General features: G+C 73.3%; 14 protein-coding genes. 5 read left to right on the top strand and 9 right to left on the bottom strand.

Annotation, left to right across the window (positions count from 1 at the left end):
* Window positions 1–53 precede the first annotated feature (53 nt).
* A complete protein-coding gene (locus ACZ4WQ_RS18355; protein WP_398371201.1) occupies window positions 54–1,532 on the top strand; it encodes an ABC1 kinase family protein in 1,479 nt (492 codons plus the stop codon).
* Between the two features lie 71 nt (window positions 1,533–1,603).
* Here the strand turns inward: ACZ4WQ_RS18355 and ACZ4WQ_RS18350 are convergent, their stop codons facing one another.
* The 4 genes from ACZ4WQ_RS18350 to ACZ4WQ_RS18335 all read right to left on the bottom strand — a co-directional run bounded on the left by ACZ4WQ_RS18350 (window position 1,604) and on the right by ACZ4WQ_RS18335 (window position 5,093).
* A complete protein-coding gene (locus ACZ4WQ_RS18350) occupies window positions 1,604–1,912 on the bottom strand; it encodes a hypothetical protein (protein WP_311729740.1) in 309 nt (102 codons plus the stop codon).
* Window positions 1,909–2,271, bottom strand: coding sequence for a WhiB family transcriptional regulator (locus ACZ4WQ_RS18345; protein ID WP_043486847.1), 363 nt, complete (start codon window positions 2,269–2,271; stop codon window positions 1,909–1,911). The genes ACZ4WQ_RS18350 and ACZ4WQ_RS18345 overlap by 4 nt, the downstream gene beginning before the upstream one ends.
* Window positions 2,272–2,387: 116 nt before the next feature.
* Window positions 2,388–2,657, bottom strand: a complete 270-nt coding sequence (locus ACZ4WQ_RS18340) for a hypothetical protein (protein WP_311729739.1) — start codon at window positions 2,655–2,657, stop codon at window positions 2,388–2,390.
* A gap of 141 nt (window positions 2,658–2,798) precedes the next feature.
* Entirely contained in the window at window positions 2,799–5,093 is a 2,295-nt protein-coding gene (locus ACZ4WQ_RS18335; protein WP_398371198.1) for an ATP-dependent DNA helicase UvrD2, read from the bottom strand.
* Between the two features lie 241 nt (window positions 5,094–5,334).
* On the opposite strand from ACZ4WQ_RS18335, the gene ACZ4WQ_RS18330 reads away from it, so the two are divergent.
* Complete coding sequence (locus ACZ4WQ_RS18330) at window positions 5,335–5,577, top strand: mycoredoxin (protein WP_385348455.1); 243 nt, start codon at window positions 5,335–5,337, stop codon at window positions 5,575–5,577.
* Window positions 5,578–5,634: 57 nt separating this feature from the next.
* Here ACZ4WQ_RS18330 and nudC read toward each other — a convergent pair whose 3' ends face one another.
* From nudC to ACZ4WQ_RS18305, 5 genes are all read right to left on the bottom strand, one after another.
* Window positions 5,635–6,570 carry an NAD(+) diphosphatase gene (gene nudC / locus ACZ4WQ_RS18325; RefSeq protein ID WP_311729736.1) on the bottom strand — a complete coding sequence of 312 codons (936 nt, stop codon included), beginning with the start codon at window positions 6,568–6,570 and terminating at the stop codon, window positions 5,635–5,637.
* 51 nt (window positions 6,571–6,621) lie between these two features.
* On the bottom strand, window positions 6,622–8,025 hold the full coding sequence (locus ACZ4WQ_RS18320; protein ID WP_398371195.1) for a dipeptidase: 1,404 nt from the start codon (window positions 8,023–8,025) through the stop codon (window positions 6,622–6,624).
* Window positions 8,026–8,087: 62 nt separating this feature from the next.
* Window positions 8,088–11,732, bottom strand: coding sequence for a UvrD-helicase domain-containing protein (locus ACZ4WQ_RS18315; RefSeq protein WP_398371193.1), 3,645 nt, complete (start codon window positions 11,730–11,732; stop codon window positions 8,088–8,090).
* 156 nt (window positions 11,733–11,888) lie between these two features.
* A complete protein-coding gene (locus ACZ4WQ_RS18310) occupies window positions 11,889–15,338 on the bottom strand; it encodes an ATP-dependent helicase (RefSeq protein ID WP_398371191.1) in 3,450 nt (1,149 codons plus the stop codon).
* A gap of 156 nt (window positions 15,339–15,494) precedes the next feature.
* Entirely contained in the window at window positions 15,495–15,911 is a 417-nt protein-coding gene (locus ACZ4WQ_RS18305) for an MGMT family protein (protein WP_398371189.1), read from the bottom strand.
* A gap of 185 nt (window positions 15,912–16,096) precedes the next feature.
* On the opposite strand from ACZ4WQ_RS18305, the gene ACZ4WQ_RS18300 reads away from it, so the two are divergent.
* The 3 genes from ACZ4WQ_RS18300 to ACZ4WQ_RS18290 all read left to right on the top strand — a co-directional run bounded on the left by ACZ4WQ_RS18300 (window position 16,097) and on the right by ACZ4WQ_RS18290 (window position 22,348).
* A complete protein-coding gene (locus ACZ4WQ_RS18300) occupies window positions 16,097–18,988 on the top strand; it encodes a lysylphosphatidylglycerol synthase transmembrane domain-containing protein (RefSeq protein ID WP_394816822.1) in 2,892 nt (963 codons plus the stop codon).
* A gap of 119 nt (window positions 18,989–19,107) precedes the next feature.
* Entirely contained in the window at window positions 19,108–20,625 is a 1,518-nt protein-coding gene (locus ACZ4WQ_RS18295; RefSeq protein ID WP_398371187.1) for an alpha/beta hydrolase, read from the top strand.
* A 109-nt stretch (window positions 20,626–20,734) separates the two neighbouring features.
* Window positions 20,735–22,348: an alpha/beta hydrolase gene (locus ACZ4WQ_RS18290; protein WP_398371185.1), complete on the top strand. Its 1,614-nt coding sequence runs from the start codon at window positions 20,735–20,737 to the stop codon at window positions 22,346–22,348.
* The last annotated feature ends 46 nt before the right edge of the window (window positions 22,349–22,394 follow it).

Below are 22,394 nucleotides of genomic sequence, written 5' to 3'. Positions count from 1 at the left end.
GGGGGCCCGGGGGCCACCTCCCGGGAATGGCTCAGCTGTAGTTGGAGGGGCGCATGTCCGATCTGCCGCGCAAGGCGATCACCCGTACCGCCAAGCTGGCGACGCTGCCCTTGGGGTTCGCCGGGCGCGCCACCTGGGGTCTGGGGAAGCGGATAGGGGGACGGCCGGCGGAGATCGTCGCGCGAGAGGTGCAACAGCGCACCGCGGAGCAGATGTTCAAGGTGCTCGGCGAGCTCAAGGGCGGTGCGATGAAGCTCGGCCAGGCCATGTCGGTCTTCGAGTCGGCGCTGCCGGAAGAGATAGCCAAGCCCTATCGGGCGGCGCTGACCAAGCTCCAGGAGGCGGCGCCACCCATGCCGACCCGCACGGTGCACGGCGCGCTGGAGCAGCGGCTGGGCCCGGAGTGGCGCGAACTGTTCGCCGAGTTCGACGACAAGCCCGCGGCGTCCGCCTCGATCGGGCAGGTGCACCGGGCGGTGTGGCACGACGGGCGCACGGTCGCGGTCAAGGTGCAGTACCCGGGCGCGGGCGAGGCACTGATATCCGACTTGAACCAATTGAGCCGATTTGCCCGAGTCTTGGGGCCGTTGGTGCCGGGCCTGGATGTCAAGCCGCTCATCGCCGAGCTGCGCGAGCGGGTGGCGGAGGAGCTGGACTACGAGCTGGAGGCCGACTCTCAGCGCATCCACGCCGAGGAGTACGCGGAAGATCCGGATGTGGTGGTCCCGCAGGTGGTGCACCAGAGCGACCAGGTGCTGATCACGGAATGGCTGGACGGCATACCGCTCTCCGAGGTGATAGCCGAGGGCACGCCCGAGGAGCGGAACCGGGCCGGACAGCTGCTCGCGCGCTTCCTGTTCTCGGGCGCCTCCCGCACCGGGCTGCTGCACGCCGACCCGCACCCGGGCAACTTCCGGCTGCTGACCGGTGACGCCCCGGATGGTCCGCCGGAGAAGTGGAAGCTGGGGGTGCTGGACTTCGGTTCGATGGACCGGCTCCCGGGCGGGCTTCCCGAGCCCATCGGCATCGCCCTGCGGATGGCGCTGGAGGGCGATGCCCAGGGGGTCTATGACCTGCTGCGCGGCGAGGGGTTCGTCAAGCCGGCCATCGAGCTCGACCCGGAGGCGCTGCTGGACTTCCTGCTGCCCATGCTGGAGCCGGCCCAGGTGGAGGAGTTCACCTTCGACCGCCAGTGGCTGCGCCGCCAGGCGGCGCGGGTGGCCGATCGTCGCTCCCCGGTCTATGAGCTGGGCAACCAGCTCAATCTGCCGCCCGCCTATCTGCTGATCCACCGGGTGTGCCTGAGCACGATCGGGGTGCTGTGCCAGCTGGGCGCGGAGGTGCGGCTGCGCAATGAGCTGGAGGACTGGGTGCCCGGCTTCGCCGAGCGGGACGAGGAATACACAGAAGAAGCAGCAGAGGCACCCGAGACGGTCGAGGCCGTCGAGGCCACAGAGGTGGAGGAAGCGGACAAGGGTTCGTCGGAGATCGTCGCTGAGGTGCCCGGGAAGACGGCTGAGGCATCTGCCTGAAGCGTCCGCCCTCATGGCGGACAGACGAAGGGGCCGGTCCGATCGGACCGGCCCCTTCGTATCCCCCTGTGTTACTGCATGACCGCCACGGCCAGAGCGCGGCGGGCGCGGAGCGAGGCGCGCTCCGCACGGCGCTGCATCCGCCGCGCCGCGGCGAGCCGGAGCGCCCTGCGTTGAGACTCGGCCTCGTGCAGTCGTTCACGCATATGCGCACGGGCCAGGGCTTCTGGGATGAGTTGCATTTCACGGGTCCTGTTCTGGCGCGACTCGGTCGCACCCGAAGTGTTGCGGGCTGAGGTGTCGGAGACGGACGGGGTCATCGGGACCTGTTTCATCGGGTCGTGCGTCGCTGGGCGATCGATGGTGCCGGTGGCGTTCATGCCATGACCGGGTTCTTGCGCGGGCGACCACGCGGCCGCTTCCGGGCGACGACGACGCCCTGGACGAAGAGCTCGCCGCCCCACACCCCCCAGGGCTCACGGCGGTCCTTGGCCCCGGCGAGGCAGGCCTCACGCAGCGGGCAGGTCTGACAGAGCGACTTGGCGTACTCGACGTCGGCCGGGGACTCGGCGAAGAAGACTTCCGGGTCGTAGGAGCGGCACGGCACGGCCACGCCGAGGTTCTCGATGGCCTCATCCAACTCGGTGAGGGCGGTAAGCGGGGTCAAGGAGTCCTCCGAAGGGTCGGGCGGGGGGATCAGGTCGGTCGCTACGGACGGCGTGTGTGCCTTGAGTTGCACGGTCGTCAGTTCCTCGTCTTTTCGGTCCGGCTGGTGGCCGGACGCGGGCAAATCAAAAGGGCCGCGGATCCCGGTGTGGGTTCCGCGGCCCTGGAAGGTGCCGACCTGATCGTGGATCAGGCTGGATAACTCCAGGGTCCAAGCCCGCGGAGGGCCCACTTCTGGTGGTGCTGCTGCGTCGTCCGGGATCCGGCACCATTGGCCGCAAACGCATAGGCAATCGCCCGCGCGGTCGCTGCTACCGCAGGTGCCTGGATCGGTCGCTCGCTGAGACGTGCTTCATTGGCGCCGGTGGACAGACCGGTGCCAGGCAGTTCAAAGCCGAGCGGGCAGGCGGCGACGACCGAACGATCGGTCATTTTGATGGTCTTCATGAAGCTGATCATTGGGCTCGCCTCCTCTCGGCGTCTCAGGGACCGTCTCGAATCCGGTCCGGCTAGTTCAGTACAACACGGATTCATCGGATCCCGGAAGGGCCGTTGTCTCCGTGCTCGGAAGGCTATGGGTATGCGCTCCGCGCGCGCAAACTATTTTTCCGTCGAGTTTTGCGCGGTGTCTTCGGGACCACTTCCGCCGGTCCCGTCGGCATCCTCCGCCCGGGTGAGTTCCCGCCCGGAGCAGAGCATGAGGACGTCGGCACCGAACTTGTCGAGCTTCCGCCTCCCCACTCCAGGGATGCCGGCAAGCTCCCCTTCGGTTCCCGGCACAGCCTCGGCGATCGCCAGCAGCGTCTTGTCGGTGAAGACGCAATAGGCGGGCTGACTCAGCTGTCCGGCCTGCTCGGCCCGCCAGTCCCGCAGCCGCTCGTACAGCGCCTCGTCCATCTCGGAGGGGCAGTCCTCGCAGCGCCTCAGCTTCATCTCGCCCCCGTCCGTCAGCGTCCTGCCGCACACCCGGCAGTGGACCGGGCCACGCCGCTTGCGGACCGGGCCGGTCGCGCCGCCGCTGACGCCGCGCTCGATGCCGCCGCCCCCGCCCGGAGCGCGGGGGACGGAGGCCGCGGAGCCGGGGCGCAGCCCGTTCAGAAAACGGCTGGGGCGGCGGTTCGCGCGGCCCCCGGGAGAGCGCGAGAGGGCCCAGGAGAGGGCCAGATGGCGGCGGGCGCGGGTGACCCCCACATAGAGCAGCCGACGCTCCTCCTCCACCTGCGCGTCGGTCTTGGCGTAGGTGATGGGCACCATGCCCTCGGTGAGCCCGACCAGAAAGACCGCGTCCCACTCCAACCCCTTGGCGGCGTGCAGTGAGGCGAGTGTCACACCCTCCACCGTGGGCGCGTGCTGGGCCGCCGCCCGCTCGTCGAGCTCCGCCACCAGGTGGGCCAGGGTGACCTGGTGGCCCTCCGCCAGACGGCCCGCGCAGAACTGCTCGGCCAGCCGCACCAGCGCCGCCAGGGACTCCCAGCGGTCCCGCACCGCGCCCGACCCGGCCGGGGGCTCCGGCGTCCAGCCGCGGGTGCCCAGCACGGCCCGCACCTGGGAGGGGACATCCGCGTCCGTCAGCGCGGGGTCGGCGCTTCCGGCGCGGGCCGCGCCGCGCAGCAGCAGCCCGGCCTCACGCACCTCGGAGCGCTCGAAGAACCGCTCGGCGCCGCGCAGCTGGTAGGGCACCTGGGCATCGGCCAGCGCCTGCTCGTACACCTCCGACTGTGCGTTGACCCGGTAGAGGATGGCGACCTCGCTCGCCGGGATCCCGCCGCCGCCCCGCTCCACGGGGGTGATCAGCTCGCGGATCCGGCGGGCCACCCCCTCGGCCTCGGCCGGCTCGTCCGCGTAGGCCGAATAGACCGGGTCGGGTCCCGGCTCGCGCTGCGACACCAGCTCCAGCCGGTGCTCGGCCGCCCGGCCCCGGGCCTGGGCCAGCACCCCGTTGGCCAGGTGCACGACCTGGGGCGTGGAGCGGTAGTCGCGGATCAGCTTGACGACCGTGGCACCCGGGTGGCGGGTGCGGAAGTTCAGCAGATGGTCGGGGGTGGCGCCGGTGAAGGAGTAGATGGTCTGGCTGGCGTCGCCGACCACGCACAGGGTCTCCCGGTCGCCGAGCCACAACTCGAGCAGCCGCTGCTGGAGCGGGCTGACGTCCTGGTATTCGTCGACCACGAAGTGCTGGTACTGACGGCGCACCTGGTCGGCGATGTCATGCCGCTCCTGGAGCACCCCGACCGTCAGCAGCAGCACATCCTCGAAGTCGATCACCCCGCGCTCGCGCTTGAGCTGCTCGTACATGCCGTAGATCCGGGCGATCTCGGCGGCGTCGCGCGGGGCCTCCCGGCCGGACTTGGCGGCCGCGGCCGGATAGTCCTCGGGCACCGTCTGGGTGACCTTCGACCACTCGATCTCGCCCGTCACATCCCGCAGCTCATTGCGGTCCAGCCGGACCCGGCAACGCGCCGCGGCCTCCGCGACCAGCTGCACCTTGCGCTCCGCCAGCCGCGGCACCTCGCCGCCCACCGCCTTGGGCCAGAAGTACTGGAGCTGGCGCAGCGCGGCCGAGTGGAAGGTGCGCGCCTGCACCCCGCCCGCGCCCAGCTGCCGCAGCCGCCCGCGCATCTCCCCCGCCGCGCGGTTGGTGAAGGTGACGGCGAGCACGCTCGCGGGCTGGAAGACTCCCGCACGCACCCCGTAGGCGATCCGGTGGGTGATGGCACGGGTCTTGCCCGTGCCGGCTCCGGCCAGCACGCACACCGGGCCCTGGAGGGCCGTGGCCACCTCGCGCTGCTCCGGATCGAGCCCTTCGAGCACCGCGTCGGCGTCGCGCGGAACCGCCGCGTACTCGGCCGGCGTGGAGACTCGCGGGAAGAGAGGGGAGGGCGTTGCTGCTGTCACCCCGCCATGCTGCCAGGTCCGCTGAGACCGCCGGGACGGTTGTCCACAGCCGTGACCACCCGGTCATCTCATCTGCCTGCCGGTCATCCGCCTGCCGATCATCTGCCTGCCGGCGGGGGCCCCGTCGCACGGCGGCGAGGGTCGCGCGGCGGCGGGGGAATCTCCGGGGCCGGGCGGACGTTCCACCACTGCCATACGCCGAGCCTCACGGAGAGGCCGAGCCCCGAGGAGAGTAGGACCGATGTCCGGCACTGTGACGATGTACAGCACCACCTGGTGCGGCTACTGCCGCCGGCTCAAGGGCCAGATGGACCGCGAGGGAATCGCGTACACCGAGGTCAACATCGAGCAGGACCCGGAGTCGGCGGCCTTCGTCGAGAAGGCGAACGGCGGCAACCAGACGGTGCCCACCGTGCTCTTCGCCGACGGCTCGACCCTGACCAACCCCTCCCTCGCCCAGGTCAAGGCGAAGGTCGGCGCCTGAGCCTGGCGCCTGTGCCCAGCCTCACACCCGGGCTCGCACCCGGCCTCGGGCGCGGGCTCAGGCCCTGGGCAGCGGCTCCCCGTACCAGAGCTCGATGAGACGGGCCGCGATCGAGATACCCGACGGAGGGAGCACCTCCCCGGACTTGAACGCGGCCCGCAGCTCGTCCCGCGAGAACCAGCGCGCCTCGTGGATCTCCTCCCCGTCCACCTGGATCCGGGAGGTGGTGGCGCGCGCCATGAAGCCGAGCATCAGGCTGGACGGGAACGGCCACGGCTGGCTGGCCACATACTCGACCTGGCCGACCGTGACGCCCGCCTCCTCCGCCACCTCGCGCACCACGGCATGCTCGATCGACTCGCCCGGCTCGACGAAGCCCGCGAGCGTCGAGAAGCGCCCCTCGGGCCAGTGCATCTGGCGGCCCAGCAGCGCCCGGTCCTGCTCGTCGGTCACCAGCATGATCACGGCCGGGTCCGTCCGCGGATAGTGCTCGGCCCCGCAGGCCGGGCAGCGGCGGATGTGCCCCGCCGCCGCGATCACCGTGCGCTCGCCGCAGCGCGAGCAGAAGCGGTGCAGCCGCTGCCAGTTCTCCAGCGCCACCGCGTGCACCAGCAGCCCGGCGTCCCGCGCCGACAGCAGCGCGCCCGCCTCCCGCAGCCCCGCGGGGCGCGCCGACTGGTCCATCCGGCCCGGCAGCGCGTCCTTCTGGAGCGCGAAGTAGCGCACCCCGTCGTCGTCGGTGCCCAGGAAGTAGCGGTGGTTCTCGGTGAGCGGGGCCTCGAAGGACGGGGTCATGACGAGCTCGGTGCGCCCGTCGGAGGTGTCGTCGACCAGCGCCTGGCCGCCGGAGACCACGAAGACCCGCGTCGTCGGGTGGCTCCACGCCGCGGCCAGCCACGCCTCGTCCAGACGGTGGTGCGCGGCACGGTCGATGCCGCTCGCGCCGCTGAGGGCGATCGGCAAGTCGTCGGTGCGATCGGTCCAGGTGGTCACGGCTGCTTCCAACTCCCCCTGAGGAACGGGTGTCTTACCTACATATGCGTGCTATACGGGGCGTTTCTCCGCGAGATCGCACCACAGGTACGCGGCCGTCTCGGCGCCCCTCATGAGCAGGTCGAGCTCGACCTTCTCGTTCGGCGCGTGCCAGCCGTCGGAGGGCACCGAGATGCCCAGGAAGAGCACCGGCGCCCCGAGCACGTCCTGAAGATCGGCGGCCGGTCCCGAGCCGCCCTCCCGGGTGAAGCGGATCTCGGTGCCGAAGGCCCGCCCCATGGCCCGCGCCAGCGACTGGAGCGCCGGGTGGTCGAGGGGGGTCAGACAGGGGCGGGTCGCGTTCCCGAAGGCGATCTCATGGCGGATGCCCGTCGGGAGCCGGGCCGCGACCCACTCCCGCACCGCCGGCTCGAGCTTGTCCGCGTCCTGGCCCGCCACCAGCCGGAAGGACAGCTTCAGCTGGGCGTACGACGGCACGATCGTCTTGCCGCCCGGCCCCTGGTAACCCCCGCCGATCCCGTTGACCTCCGCGGTCGGGCGGGCCCAGATCCGCTCCAGGGTGGAGTGGCCCGCCTCGCCGAGCGTGGCGTGCGAGTGCGCCGAGCGCAGCCAGGCGCCCTCGTCGAAGGGCAGCTCGGCGAACAGCTCGCGCTCGCGGTCGGTCAGCTCCACGACCCCGTCGTAGAAGCCGGGGATGGCGACGCGGCGGTCGGCGTCGTGCAGGGCGGCGGCCAGCCGGGCCGCCTCGGTGGCCGGGTTCGGGACCGCGCCGCCGAACGAGCCGGAGTGGATGTCCTGGTCGGGGCCGTAGAGATCGATCTGGCAGTCCGCGAGACCGCGCATGCCCGTGCAGACGGTCGGGGTGTCCTCGGACCACATCCCGGTGTCGGAGACGATCACGGTGTCACAGGCGAGCCGGTCGGCGTGGGCCTGGATCAGCTCGGCGAAGTGCGGCGAGCCGGACTCCTCCTCGCCCTCGACGATCAGCTTCAGGTTGACCGCGGGGGCGGTACGGCCGGTCGCCGCGAGGTGGGCCCGTACGCCCAGGGTGTGCAGGAACACCTGCCCCTTGTCGTCGGCGGCGCCGCGCGCGTACAGCCTGCCGTCCTTGACTGTGGGCTCGAAGGGCTCGGTGTGCCAGCCGTCCTCCCGGGCGGCGGGCTGGACGTCGTGATGCCCGTAGACCAGCACGGTCGGGGCGTCCGGATCACCGGACGGCCACTCCGCGAACACGGCCGGCGCCCCGGCCGTCGGCCAGGTCTCGGCCACCGGGAACCCCGTGGCGGTCAGGCTCGCCGCCAGCCACTCCGCGCTCCGCCGGACGTCGTCGGCGCGGGCGGGGTCGGCGGACACGGACGGAATGCGCAGCCACTCGGCGAGATCATCGAGGAACGCGGCGCGGTTGCCTTCCACGTAGGTGCGGACGGCGATGTCCGTGTCCGGGGTATTACTCATGCACTTGAGCCTATCCGGCCCGGAGGGGTGCCAGGGCCGGGGTCCACGCGCGGCCGCCGCCGCTATGTGTTCTCCGTCACGTGTTCCTCGGCTTGCTCGGCGTGCGGCTCGTGCTCCTCGCCGAGCAGGATGCGCTCGAGCCCGGCCCGGCCCGGCAGGTCGGCCGGGCGGACGACGTCGCCGGTGCGCACATAGAGGAACGCCGCCGAGACCGCCGACAGGGGCAGACCGCGCTGCTCCGCCCAGGCCAGGCGGTAGACCGCCAGCTGGAGCGGGTCGGCGTCCTGCGAGCGGCCGGTCTTCCAGTCGACGATCTCGTACCGCACGCCCGGCCCGGCCCCGGCGGCCCGCGGCACCCGGTACACCGCGTCGATCCGGCCCCGGATCGTCCGGCCCGCCAGCGCCAGCTGGAACGGCTCCTCGACGCGGTAAGGGGTGCGCCGCGCGTACGGCGTGCGCGCGAACGCCTCCTTGAGCTCGGCCAGGTCCCGCTCGTTCGCGATCTCCGGCTCGTGGTCCTCGCCGCCGGGCAGCTCGTCCGGGCCGAGGAACGGGAGCGGCAGCGCCTCGAAGCGCGACTCCACCCAGGCGTGGAAGCGGGTGCCGCGGCGGGCGGCGGGGCGCGGCGGGCGCGGCATGGGGCGGGCCAGCTCCCGCGCGAAGCCGTCGGGGTCGGCGGCGAGGCGCAGCAGCTGCGAGGCGCTGAGGGTGTACGGCATCGGCACGTCGCGGACGGTCGCGCGGGCGCGGCGCAGCTCGCCGGCGAGCGCGTCCAGGTCCCGGTCCCAGGAGCCGACCAGCCGCGCCTCCTCCGGCGACAGGCCGCCGCCGGGCGATGCGGCTGCCCCTACCGGGGTCGGGTGGGGGTCGGCTTCGGCAGGCCAGTCGGCCCACAGGTCGTCGTCGGGTCGGTCTCCTCCCTCGCTCCGCCCCTTCCCGGCGGCGTCGGGGTCGGGGTACGGCTCATCGGCGTACGCCTCGTCGTACGGGTACGGGCCGTCGTACGCGTCCGGGTCGTCGTACGCGTCCTCGGGCGGCTCGGGCCAGGCCGGGGCGTCTCCGGCGCCGACGTCTGCCTCGGGCGTCCGGCCGACCGACGGGTGGCCCGCGTCGTGCGCGGCGGGGCCACCGCGCGGGGGCAGGGCCTCGGGCGCGGGCGGCTCGTTCCGCGCCGCCTCCAGGCGGTCCAGGTGCGCCAGCACCACATCCGCGGCGCGGCGGCGGCGGGCGAGCGCGTCCGGGTCGAGGGGCAGCGGCCAGGCGCGGTCGGCGGCCGCGGCTTCGAGGGCCGGGTTCTCCTCGTCCTCCTCCGGGGGCGGCGCCCACGCCTCCACCTCGCCGTGGCCTGCCTCGCAGTGCTCGCGCAGGGCCTCCAGGAAGGCCGAAGGGCCGCGCGGCCGCTTCTGCGTGGGCCCCCACCAGTGGCCGGAGCCGAGCAGCAGGGAGCGGGGGCGGGTGAAGGTCACATAGCCGAGCCGCAGCTCCTCGGTCCTCTGGTGCGCCTTCATGGACTCCTTGAAGGCGGTCAGCCCCTTGGCGTTCCAGTCGGCGACCTCGGGGAGCGTCTCCGCGTCGCCGCGCAGCCCGTGCGGCAGCACCCGCGCGTTCGCCGTCCAGGACTCGCGGGCCTGGTCGCTGGGGAACTGCTTGGCGACGAGACCGGGCACCGCCACCACGTCCCACTCAAGCCCCTTGGACTTGTGCGCGGTGAGCACCTTGACCGTGTTCTCCCCGCCGGGGAGGGAGTTGTCGAGCCCCTTCTCGTACTGCGCGGCCGTGCGCAGAAAGCCGAGGAACGCGAGCAGCGTGGCCTCGCCGTCCAGGGCCGCGAAGCCCGCCGCGACGTCGAGGAAGTTGCCGAGCGTCTCCCGGCGGCGGGCGGCCAGGGCCTGGGGCGAGGCGGACAGCTCGACCTCCAGGCCGGTGGCGGCCAGCACCCGGTGGAGCACGTCCATCAGAGGGTCGCCCAGCGAGCGGCGCAGCTCGCGCAGTTCGGCGGCGAGGCGGGCGAAGCGGATCCGGGCCTCGGCCGAGAAGGGCAGCCCGTCGTCCGGGCCGTCCGGGGTGAGGAAGGTGTCCAGGGCGTCGGCGAGCGAGACGATCTCGGCTGGGTCGACACCTTCGACGGCCTCGGCGAGCCGGCGGTCGGGGTCCTCGCCCCCATCCGGCAGCCCCGCGCCCCCGTACCGCACGAGCGCGCGGGCGCGGCGGCCGAGCAGCGCCAGGTCGCGGGGGCCGATCCGCCAGCGGGGGCCGGTCAGCAGGCGCACCAGGGCGGCGTTGGCGCCCGGGTCCTGGAGCACCTCGCAGACGGCCACCAGGTCGGCGACCTCGGGGAGGTGCAGCAGCCCGGAGAGGCCGACGACCTCCACCGGGACCTCCCGCTCCACCAGGGCGCCCTGGATCCGGGCGAAGTCGCCTGCCGTACGGCACAGCACCGCGATCTCGCCGGGCGGGGTGCCGGTGCGCACCAGGTGGGCGATGGAGTCGGCGAGCCAGGTCAGCTCCTCGGCGTGGGTGGGCAGCAGCGCGCAGCGCACCACGCCGTCCCGCTCGGCGCCGGGGGCGGGGCGCAGCGCCTCGACGCCCTCGTGCATGGCGCGCAGGGGCGCGGCGAGCCCGTTGGCAAGGTCCAGGAGGCGGCCGCCGCTGCGGCGGTTCTCGCTGAGCGCGAAGCGGCGCGCGGGGCTGCCGTCGGCGTGCGGGAAGTGCTCGGGGAAGTCGTCGAGGTTGGCCACGGACGCGCCGCGCCAGCCGTAGATGGCCTGGCAGGGGTCGCCGACGGCGGTGACGGCGTGGCCGGTGCCGCCGCCGAAGAGGCCGGAGAGCAGCAGGCGCTGGGCGACCGAGGTGTCCTGGTACTCGTCCAGGAGGACGACAGCGAACTGTTCGCGCAGGATCCGGCCGACCTCCGGGCGGGTGCCGGCCAGGGTGGCGGAGAGCGCGATCTGGTCGCCGAAGTCCAGCAGATCGCGGCCGCGCTTGTCCGCGCGGTACGTCTCGACGAGGCGCAGGAGTTCGAGGCGGGCGTGGGCGGCCTCGGGCACCTTGCGCAGCTCGGCGTTGGTCAGCTTCACCCCGTCGAGGGTGCGCAGCAGCTCGGTGTCGTACGCGCGCAGCCGCTCGGCGGGGACCAGGTGTTCGGCCAGCTCGGCGTCGAGCGCGAGCAGATCCGTGACCAGGTCGGCGAAGGGGCGGGTGAGGGCCGGGAACGGCCCGGGGGCGGTGCGCAGCACGCGCGCGGCGAGCTGGAAGCGGGTGGCGTCGGCGAGCAGCCGGGCGCCCGGTTCGAGGCCGATGCGCAGCCCGTGCTCCTTGAGCAGCTGCCCGGCGAAGGCGTGGTACGTGGAGATGTGCGGCTCGCCCGCAGCGATTTCGGGCCCGGTCCCGGCGCTCCGCGCGGCCCCCGGCGGCACCGGCTCCGGGTCCGTCACCCCTGCCTTGACCAGTGCCTTCCGCACCCGCTCCGACAGTTCCCCGGCCGCCTTGTTGGTGAACGTGAGGCCGAGCACCTGCTCCGGGGCGACCTGCCCGGTGCCCACCAGCCACACCACCCGCGCGGCCATCACCGTGGTCTTGCCCGAGCCCGCTCCGGCCACGATCACCTGAGGGGCTGGGGGCGCGGTGATGCACGCGATCTGCTCCGGGGTGAACGGAATGCCGAGGAGCTCCTTGAGCTGCTCGGGGTCGGTGATGCGGGCGGACATTCCAGTGAGGCTATCCGGGCCCGCTGACACCGACGTCAACACCGAGGTCAGCGCCGGTCCGTACGCGGGCCCCACCGGACGGGACCGATCGGCATCAATCAGCAGCAACCAGAACCAATCAGAACCGGTGTAGCGAACGCCACATCGCTCACTCGCTCACTCCACGACGTGCCGCCCCTCCGCCCGCGCGCTGCACGCCCCGCGGAACGAGCAGCGGTTGCAGTGGTCGCCCGCGCTCGGGGAGAAGCGCTCGTCGAGGACGCGCCCGGCCGCCGTGGCCAGCAGCTCGCCCACCCACTCCCCCTGCAACGGCTCCTGCGCCTGCACTTTGGGCGCGGTGTCCCCGCCCTCCTTACGGGCCGCGCCCTGCCGCAGCTGTACGAGCTCCGCGCCGCCCGGCTCGGGGCGGCCGTCCGCGAACAGGCCGTCGACCGCGCCCTCCCGTACCGCCAGCTGATACACGGCCAGCTGGGGGTGGCGGGCGACGGCGTCGCGGGTCACCGACTGCTTGCCCGTCTTGAAGTCGACAACATAGGCGCGGCCATCCCCGTCCGCCTCGACCCGGTCCATGCTGCCGCGGATCCGCACCAGATAGGCGTCCGCCTCCAAGGTGACGTCGAACTCGTGCTCGGTGGCCACCGGGGTGCGGCCGCCGCGCTCCATCACATGCCAGCGCAGAAAGCGTTCGAGTGCCGCCCGCGCCTGCTCCTTCTCCTGCCGCGACTTCCAGGGCGCGTCGAAGGCCAGCGCCTCCCATACGGAGTCCAGCCGCTCCATGAGGACCGCGAGATCGGCCGGGGTGCGGCCGGACGCCACCTCGTCGGCCAGGACGTGGACGACGTTGCCGAAGCCCTGGGCGGCCGTCGCCGGGGTGTCGGCCTTCACTTCCCGACCCAGGAACCACTGGAGCGAGCAGGTGTTGACCAGCTGGTCGAGCGCGCTGCCGGACAGCGCCACGGGGCGGTCGCGGTCGCGCAGCGGCACCTCGCTGTGCGTCGGCTCGTACAGCCCCCACCAGCGGTAGGGGTGCGCCGAAGGGACGAGCGGCTGACCGTCCTCGTCGCGCAGCGCCGCCAGCCGCGCGAGGCGGCGCGCGGCGGCGTCCCGCAGGGCGTCGGGGGCCGCCGGGTCGACGGTGGTGGCACGCAACTCGGCGACCAGCGCCGCGACCGACAGCGGGCGGCGCGGGCGCTGGGTGACGTCCACCGGCTCGACGCCCAGCTCGGCCAGGAACCGGGAGGGCTGGTCCCCGTCCTCCGCCGCGGCCTTGACGGCCGTGACCACGAGCCGCTCCTGGGCCCGCGTCGCCGCGACGTAGAACAGCCGCCGCTCCTCGGCCAGCAGCGCCCCTGCGGGCAGCGGCTCGGCCAGCCCGTCCCGGCCGATCCGGTCCGCCTCCAGCAGCGAGCCACGGCGCCGCAGATCGGGCCAGAGCCCTTCCTGCACCCCCGCCACCACGACCAGCCGCCACTCCAGGCCCTTGGAGCGGTGCGCGGTCATCAGCCGTACGGCGTCGGGGCGGACGAGACGGCGGGAGAGGGTGTCGGCCGCGATGTCCTGCGCGTCGATCTCCTCCAGGAAGTTGAGCGCGCCGCGGCCGCCGACGCGCTCCTCCGCGCGCGCGGCGGTCTCGAACAGCGCGCACACCGCGTCCAGGTCGCGGTCCGCGTTGCGCCCGGCGGCGCCGCCGCGGTGGGCGGCCCGCTCCAGCCGCTGCGGCCAGGGCGTGCCGTCCCACAGCTCCCACAGCGCCTGCTCCGCGGTGCCGCCGCCCGCGAGCAGTTCGCGCGCCTTGCCCAGCAGCAGGCCGAGCCGCTGCGCGCCGCGCGCGTACGCCGGGTCGTGTGCGACCAGCCGCTCGGGCTCGGCGAGCGCCTCAGCGAGCAGGACGTCGGAGGGGCGCGGCACCCCCCGCCCCGCGGCCCGCTCCTCCTCCCGCAAGGCCCGGCCCAGCCGCCGCAGATCGGCCGCGTCCATGCCCCCGAGGGGCGAGGTGAGCAGGGTGAGCGCGGTCTCGACGTCGAGACCGGCGGCGGGCACGGCCGCTTCGGCCGGCCCGGGGCCGGTGGCACCGGCCGCGTCCGCGGCCGCGCCGGGGGAAGCCGCCGCCCCGGCGAGCCCTGCGGGCTCGGCGGACCCCCGGCCGCGAGCCGCCACGGGCGCACCTCGCCCCACGGGCCCCCGCCCGGCGGGCCCCCGCAGGGCGGCCGTCGCGGCGGCGCGCAGGGCGGTGAGGAGGGGGGCCACCGCGGGCTCGTGGCGCAGGGGGATGTCGTCGCCGTCGACCTCCACGGGCACGCCCGTCGAGGTCAGGGCGCGGCGGACGCCGGGGAGCGAGCGGCCTCCGGCGCGCACCAGCACGGCCATCTCGCGCCACGGAACGCCGTCCTCCAGATGGGCGCGGCGCAGGATGTCGGCGATGTTGTCGAGCTCGGAGCCCGCGGTCGGATACGTGTACGCCTCCACGCGGCCGCCCGCGCGGGCGGGCGCGAGCTCCCGGTGGGCGCGCACCGCGGCCGCGGGGAGGCGGGTCAGCGGCATCCGGTGGGTGATCAGGCGGGTGGCCGCGAGCAGCGCGGCGCCGGAGCGGCGGGAGGTGGTGAGGACCTCGACGGGGGCCGGTCGGCCGTCCCGCCGCGGGAAGCTGCGGGGGAATTCGAGGATGCCGCCCACGTCGGCGCCGCGGAAGGCGTAGATCGACTGGTCCGGGTCGCCGAAGGCGACCAGCGTCCTGCCGCCGCCCGCCAGCGCGCGCAGCAGCCGCAGCTGGGCCACGTCCGTGTCCTGGTACTCGTCGACGAAGACGGCGTCGTAGCGCGCGGCCAGCTCCGCCGCCGCGCCGGGGCCTTCGGCGAGCAGCACGGCCCGGTGCACCAGCTCCGCGTAGTCCAGCACCCCCTGCGCGTCCAGCACATCCAGGTACTCGGCGAGGAAGGCCGCCGCCGCGCGCCAGTCCGGCCGCCCCTGGCGCGCCGCGAAGTCCCCCAGCGCGCCGGGGTCGAGCCCCAGCTCCCGGCTGCGCGCGAGCACCGCGCGCACCTCGTCGGCGAAGCCGCGGGTGGTCAGGCAGGCGCGCAGCTCGTCCGGCCAGCGGACCGCGGCGCGCCCCTCGCGCTCCAGCTCGGCCTGGCCGGTGAGCAGCTCGCGGACCACGACGTCCTGCTCGGGACCCGACAGCAACCGCATCGGATCGGCGAAAATGTCCATGTCCTGGTAGGCGCGGACCAGGGCATAACAGAAAGAGTGGAAGGTCGTGGCCTGCGGTCCGCGGGCGCCCCCCAGGCGCGCCGCCATCCGATCGCGCAGCTCGACCGCCGCCTTGCGGCTGAAGGTGAGCACGAGGATCCGCTCGGGGTCCGCACCGCCCCGCACCCGCTCGGTCACCGCCTCCACCAGCGTCGTCGTCTTCCCCGTGCCCGGACCGGCCAGCACCAGCAGCGGGCCGCCGGGGTGGTCGACCACGGCGCGCTGCCGTGCGTCCAGCGCAGGCGGCGCCACCGGGTCCGGCCGGGTGCGGACCAGCCGGTACGTGCCCGGGGACGGCTGCCGTGAGGACGGCTGTCGGGCCTGCCGCTGGCGCGGAACGGACGAGGAGGAGGAGCTCACGTGGATCGCCGGTCCTGGTGGGTGTGCTGGGTGCGGCACAGCCTCTCATGTGACGCGGGGCGTCACCCGAATGGCTGTGGATACGGCCGCGGGCGCGCCGCGTCGCTTCGGCATGGGCCCCGCCGGCCATGCGACCGGCGGACGTGGGGCCCGGGGTCAGTCCGCACCGGCCCCGCCGTCCCCGCCGTCCCCACCATCCCCGCCCCAGCGGGCCCGGGCCATGTCGATGCGCGGCAGATGGCCCTCGGCCGAGCGCGCCGCCTCGCGCAGCGGCGTGCCCTCCTGCCGGTAGTGGCCGAGCGCCCGCAGCTCATGGCCGGGCAGCAGCGCGCCGTCCGCGCGCACCACGCGCCACCAGGGCACGGCGCCGCCGTAGAGCGCCATGACGCGGCCGACCTGCCGCGGGCCACCCTCGTCCAGCCATTCGGCAACATCGCCATAGGTCATCACCCGGCCGGGCGGAATCAGCTCGGCGACCTCCAGCACTCGCTCCGCGTAGTCGGGCAGCTGGTGCGCGTCCCCCGTCCGCTCGCCCTCGGCGTGCTCACCGCTCTGATCGGGAATCCGGCTCATCCGGTACATCCTGCCGCACCCCACCGACAGCCCCGCCGGTGCTCCACAGCGCCATCCCCCGACCCGGCCATCAAGCGTGCGGAAACCCCATACGCGACGTACCATCCGAATTTCACGTCCCCGAAATGCACCCTGATGCCCACCTGCTCAGCCCGGGCATGCCACCATCTTCCGGGCGGTGACTGGTGATACGAGATCAAGAAGAGACAGCCGAGCAGCAGGGTGCGCAGCCTCCGGAAGGGGAGGCCCGCTCCCCCAAGGCGCTGCCCCGCGCCAAGAAGCGAGAGCCCTCGAAGCGAGAGCCGAAGCCAGAGACGTCCGACCACGAAGCGTCACGGCCCGAGGCGCCCGAGCCGGAGCCGTCCGCCCCTGAGGCTCCCGAGACTCGTGAGGCTCGCGAGACCGGCGACAAGACCTCCGAGATGAACGACTGCGACACCCCCCAGCCGCCCGTCGACCGCGTGTCGGGCGACGAGCCTCTGCTCCCCGCCCGGGTCCACCGCCCCTTCGACCTGATGCGGCTGCTGCTCGGGATCCTGGGCATCGGCGTCGTGCTGGCCATCGCGGCCTTCGCCCACGGCACCACCGCCGGCCTGGAGAAGGACATCGGCCACGGCGCCAACCAGGCGCCCACGCTGCTGATCGACTTCGCGGGCCTGGCGGCCAGCGTCGCGGTGCTCCTCCTCCCGATGGCCTTCGCCATCGAGCGGCTGATCAAACGCGACGGACTGCGGATCGCCGACGGCGTGCTGGCCGCGGTCCTCGCCCATGGCGTGTCCCTGGCCACCGACCTGTGGGTGGCCCGCGGCGCCCCCGACTCGATCCGCGAGGCGCTCACCCAGCCCGCGCCCGGCGGCACCCTCAGCGACCCCGTCCACGGCTATCTCGCACCCGTCATCGCCTATATGACGGCCGTCGGCATGGCCCGCCGCCCGCGCTGGCGGGTGGCCATGTGGTTCGTGCTGCTGCTCGACGCCTTCGCGGTGCTGGTGGGCGGCTACACCACACCGTTCTCGATCATCATCACGGTGCTGATCGGCTGGACCGTGGCCTACGGCACGCTGTACGCCGTCGGCTCCCCGAACGTGCGCCCCACCGGCCAGCATCTGCTCGCCGGGCTGCGCCGGGTCGGCTTCGCGCCGGTCAGCGCGCTGCGATACGACGATTCCGGCTCCGCCGACGGCGAGCACGGGAACCACAACGACCGGGGCCGCCGCTATCTGGTCACCCTCGAGGACGGCCCGCCGCTGGACGTCACCGTCGTGGACCGCGAGCAGCAGGCCCAGGGCTTCTTCTACCGCCTCTGGCAGCGGCTGACGCTGCGCACCATCACCCCGCCGCGCAGCCTCCAGTCGCTGCGCCAGGCCCTCGAGCAGGAGGCGCTGCTGTCCTACGCGGCCATCGCGGCCGGCGCCAACGCGCCGAAGCTGATCGCCACCTCCGAGCTCGGCCCGGACGCCGTGATGCTGGTCTACGAGCACATCGGCGGCCGCCCGCTCAACGCGCTGCCCGACGCGGCGGTCACCGACGAGCTGATGGCCGGGGCCTGGCGCCAGGTCCAGGCCCTCCAGTCGCGCCGCATCGCCCACCGCCGGCTGGACGGCGACGCGCTGCTGGTGGACCGCTCCGGCACCATCGTGCTGACCGATCTGCGCGGCGGCGAGATCGCGGCCGGCGACGTGGTGCTGCGGATGGACGTCGCGCAGCTGCTCACCACCTTCGGCCTGCGGGTCGGCGCGGAGCGGTCCGTCGCCGCCGCGGTCGCGGTCCTCGGCCCGGACGCGGTGGCCGACAGCCTTCCGCTGCTCCAGCCTCTCGCCCTCCACCGCAGCACCCGCGCGACGCTGCGCCAGCTGGCGCGCGAGCGCGCGCAGCGCTACCGGGAAGCCGTCGTGGAGGCCTCGCGCGCCGCGAAGGAGGCCAAGGAGGCGAAGCAGGCCGAGGAGGCGGCCAAGGCCGTCCCCGCCGAGGAGGTGGGGCGCCGGGTGGACACGGCGGCGGTCGACCGCAAGGCGCTCAAGGCCGAGAAGCAGGCCGAGAAGCGGGCGATCGACGAGGCCGTGGAGGTGGCCCGGGAGGAGGACCTGCTCTCCCAGATCCGCCGCCAGGTGCTGCTGATCAGGCCGCAGGCGCCGATAGAGCCGGTGCGGCTGGAGCGCATCAAGCCGCGCACGCTGGTCAGCTTCTGCGCGGGCGCCTTCGCCGCGTACTTCCTGCTGTCCCAGTTCACCCACATCAAGCTGGGCACGGTGGTCGGCGAGGCCAACTGGATCTGGGTGATCGCCGCCCTGCTGTCCTCGGCGCTGACGTACATCGCGGCGGCGCTGGCCCTGCTCGGCTTCGTGCCGGAGAAGGTGCCGTTCGGGCGCACCGTGCTGGCGCAGGTCGCCGCGTCGTTCGTGAAGCTGGTGGCGCCCGCCGCGGTCGGCGGGGTCGCGCTCAACGCCCGCTTCCTCCAGCGCGCCGGGGTGCGGCCCGGGCTGGCGGTGGCCAGCGTCGGCGCGTCCCAGCTGTTCGGCCTCGCCAGCCACATCCTGCTGCTGCTGGCCTTCGGCTACATCACCGGGACCGAGCGCACCCCGACCCTCTCGCCGTCCCGCACCGTGATCGCCGGGCTGCTGACGGCCGCGGTGCTCGCGCTCGTGGTGGCCGCGATCCCGGGCTTGCGGAAGTTTGTGTCCACCCGCCTGCGGTCCCTGTTCGCGGGCGTCGTCCCGCGCATGCTGGACGTGCTCCAGCGGCCCAGGAAGCTGCTGGCCGGGATCGGCGGGATGCTGCTGCTGACCGCGGCCAACGTGCTCTGCCTCGACTCCTCGATCCGGGCGTTCGGCGGCGACATGAGCTACGCGAGCATCGCGGTGGTCTTCCTCGCGGGCAACGCCATTGGGTCGGCGGCGCCCACCCCGGGCGGCGTGGGGGCTGTCGAGGCGGCGCTGATCGCGGGTCTGACGCTGGCCGGGCTGCCGTACGAGATCGCCGCGCCCGCGGTGCTCCTCTTCCGGCTGATGGTCTTCTGGCTGCCGGTGCTGCCGGGCTGGCTGGCCTTCACCCACCTCACCCGCAAAGAGGCCCTGTAGGGGGCCCGGGCACGGAGCCCTTTGGTGCCCGGGCACGGATCACCCGTACGCCCGCACCGCGCGCGCCGGGCCCGGGCGCGCCGGAGGATGGCACCACGCCCCCACCCCCGGAGAGCGCCGTGTCCCGACCCGTACGCGCCGGTGCGCCGTCCGCCGTCGCCCTGCTGCTGGCCGCCGCCGTGGGCTGCGGAACGGGCGGCGACGAGCGGCCGGACACCTCGGCCCACCAGAAGCTGAAGTGGTCCACCTGTCACGCCCCCGACAACAGCGAGGACGGGGCCACCACCAAGGCCCCCGGCAAGCAGTGGGAGTGCGCGACGCTCCACGTCCCGCTGGACTACCGCAAGCCGCACGGGGAGACCCTCGGCATCGCCATGATCCGCGCCAAGGCCACCGACCAGCGCCGCCGCATCGGCTCGCTCATCTTCAACTTCGGCGGCCCCGGGGGCTCCGGCGTCGCCGCCCTGCCCGCTTTCGCGAGGGGCTACAAGGAGCTGCGCACCCGCTATGACCTGGTCAGCTTCGATCCGCGCGGGGTCGGTCTCAGCAGCGGGGTGAGATGTCTGAGCGACAAGCAGCTCGACGCCTTCTTCGCGGCCGACTCGACCCCGGACGACAAGACGGAAGTGAACGCCCTTGTGGGCCGCGGCAAGAAGTTCGCCGCGGCCTGTGAGAAGCGCTCCGGAAAAGTGCTTCCGTATGTCGGCACCGCCAACGCGGCCCGTGACATGGATCTCATGCGCAGCGTCCTCGGCGACAAGAAGCTGCACTACTTCGGCGTCTCGTACGGCACCGAACTGGGCGGCGTCTACGCCCATCTGTTCCCCAAGAAGGTGGGGCGCGCGCTCTTCGACGGCGTGGTCGACCCGACGCAGAACCCCGAGCAGGGCGCCCTCGGCCAGGCGAAGGGCTTTCAGCTGGCGCTGGGCGACTACATGAAGGCGTGCGCCGGCGGCAGCGGCGGCGGCTCCAGCTGCCCCACCCAGGCGGAGATCCGCGGGCTGCTGAAGAAGCTCGACCAGCGCCCGCTGCCCGGCATCGGCGGGCGCAAGCTGACCGAGTCGCTGGCCGGCGGGGGCATCGCGCAGTCGCTGTACTCGCGCGACTTCTGGCCGTACCTCACCGAGGGCATGGCGGACGCCGAACAGGGCGACGGCAAGATCCTGCTGGCCCTCGGCGACGCCATGAACGGCCGCAGCCCGGACGGCCGCTACAGCACCCTTCAGTCCTCCCTCGCCGCTATCACCTGCGCCGACTTCAAACAGCGCTACACGGTCGCCGATGTGAAGGCGAGGCTGCCCGAGTTCCGCAAGGCGTCCCCGGTCTTCGGCGACTCGCTGGCCTGGGGCCTCACCCAGTGCTCCGGCTGGCCGGTGCACGGCGCCTGGCGCACCCCGGACGTCAGTGCCCCGGGCGCCGCGCCGATCCTGGTCGTCGGCAACACCGGCGACCCGGCCACGCCGTACGCGGGCGCCCGCAAGATGGCCCAGGAGCTGGGCCCGGGCGTCGGGGTGGAACTGACGTACCGGGGCGAGGGGCACGGCGCGTACGACAGCGGCAACGCCTGTGTGCGCCGTACGGTCAACGACTATCTGCTGCGCGGCAAGGTGCCGGCGAACGGCAAGGTCTGTGGCTAGCGGGCCCGGTTCCGTACCGGAATCCACACCCGACGTTCCGGAACCTGTGACCGAATCGAGAAGGGACCTGCACCTTCCGGGTCATACCGTGCTCATAGGATCCTCGGCTATGTCGAGTTCCATACGCACCATACGGGCCAGGGCACTGGTCTGCGCGACCGTCGTGGTCGCACTCACCGCCGTCGCCGGCTGCAACGACGACAACGGCGGCGAAAACAGCAAGGACAATGCCTCCTCCGCCCCCTCCTCGTCGTCCGACGGACCATCCGCCTCCGGCCTGCCCACCTCGCTCACCGGACAGAAGCTGAACTGGAAGTCCTGCCCCGCGCCCACCACCATGCAGGGCAGCGGCGAGGCCCCGGGCAGCGACTGGCAGTGCGCCACCCTGCGCGCCCCGCTGGACTACGCCAAGCCCGAGGGCGAGACGATCGACCTCGCCCTGATCCGTTCCAAGGCCACCGATCCGGGCAAGCGGATCGGCTCGCTCATCTTCAACTTCGGCGGCCCCGGCGGCTCCGGGGTCTCCACCCTCCCCGGCTTCGCCGACGACTACGAACGCCTGGGCGCCCGCTACGACCTGGTGAGCTTCGACCCGCGCGGGGTCGGGGAGAGCGCGGGCGTGAAATGCCTGAGCGACAAGGAACTCGACGCCTCCGACTCCGTGGACGGCTCGCCCGACGACGCCGCCGAGATCGCGGCCGCGACGGCGGACCAGAAGAACTTCATAGCCGCGTGCGAGAAGAACTCCGCCAAGGTGCTCCCGCATGTGGACACCGTCAGCGCGGCCCGCGACATGGATCTCATGCGGGAGGTGCTCGGCGACAAGAAGCTGCACTACTTCGGCATCTCCTACGGCACCGAGCTGGGCGGCGTCTACGCCCACCTCTACCCCAAGAACGTGGGGCGCGCCGTCTTCGACGCCGTGGTCGACCCGACCGAGGACCCGGAGCGGAGCAACCTCGGCCAGGCGAAGGGGTTCCAGCTCGCCTTGGACAACTATCTGAAGGACTGCGCCAAGAAGGGGCTCGCCTGTCCGGTCGGCGACGACCCCGACCAGGCCGAGAAGACGATCACCACGCTGCTGGCCAGGCTCGACAAGCAGCCGCTGCCCACCAGGAGCGGCCGCGAGCTCACCCAGGACCAGGCCGTGGGCGGCATAGCCGCCGCGCTGTACAGCAAGGACACCTGGCAGTACCTGACGCTGGGGCTGACCGAGGCCCTCCAGGCCAAGCAGGGCAACATGCTGCTCCTGCTGTCGGACTCCATGGCCGGCCGCGACGAGAACGGCGGCTACAGCAACATCAACGCCGCCAACGTCGCCATCAACTGTGCGGACGACAAGCAGCGCTACACGGTCGCCGATGTGAAGGCGAAGCTACCCGAGTACCGCAAGGCCTCCCCGGTCTTCGGCGAGTTCCTGGCCTGGGGCATGCTCTCGTGCATGGACTGGCCGGTGACGGGCAAGACCGAGCACCCCGAGGTCAGCGCCCCGGGCTCGGCTCCGATCCTGGTCGTGGGCAACACCGGCGACCCGGCCACGCCGTACGAGGGCGCCCGGAAGATGGTCCAGGAACTGGGCAAGGGCGTCGGCGTGGAGCTCACCAACAAGGGCGAGGGCCACGGCGCGTACAACGGCGGCGGCGGCAACACGTGCACCACGAAGACCGTGAACGACTACCTGCTGAACGGGAAGGTGCCGGCGGACGGCAAGGTCTGCTCGTAGCGCCTGCGCACAGGGGCCCGCACCGTCCTCGACGGTGCGGGCCCCG

Source organism: Streptomyces sp. NPDC028305 (genome assembly GCF_055569495.1).
The sequence above is the reverse complement of the archived record's forward strand: the minus strand, read 5'-3'. Positions and strand labels throughout refer to the sequence as shown.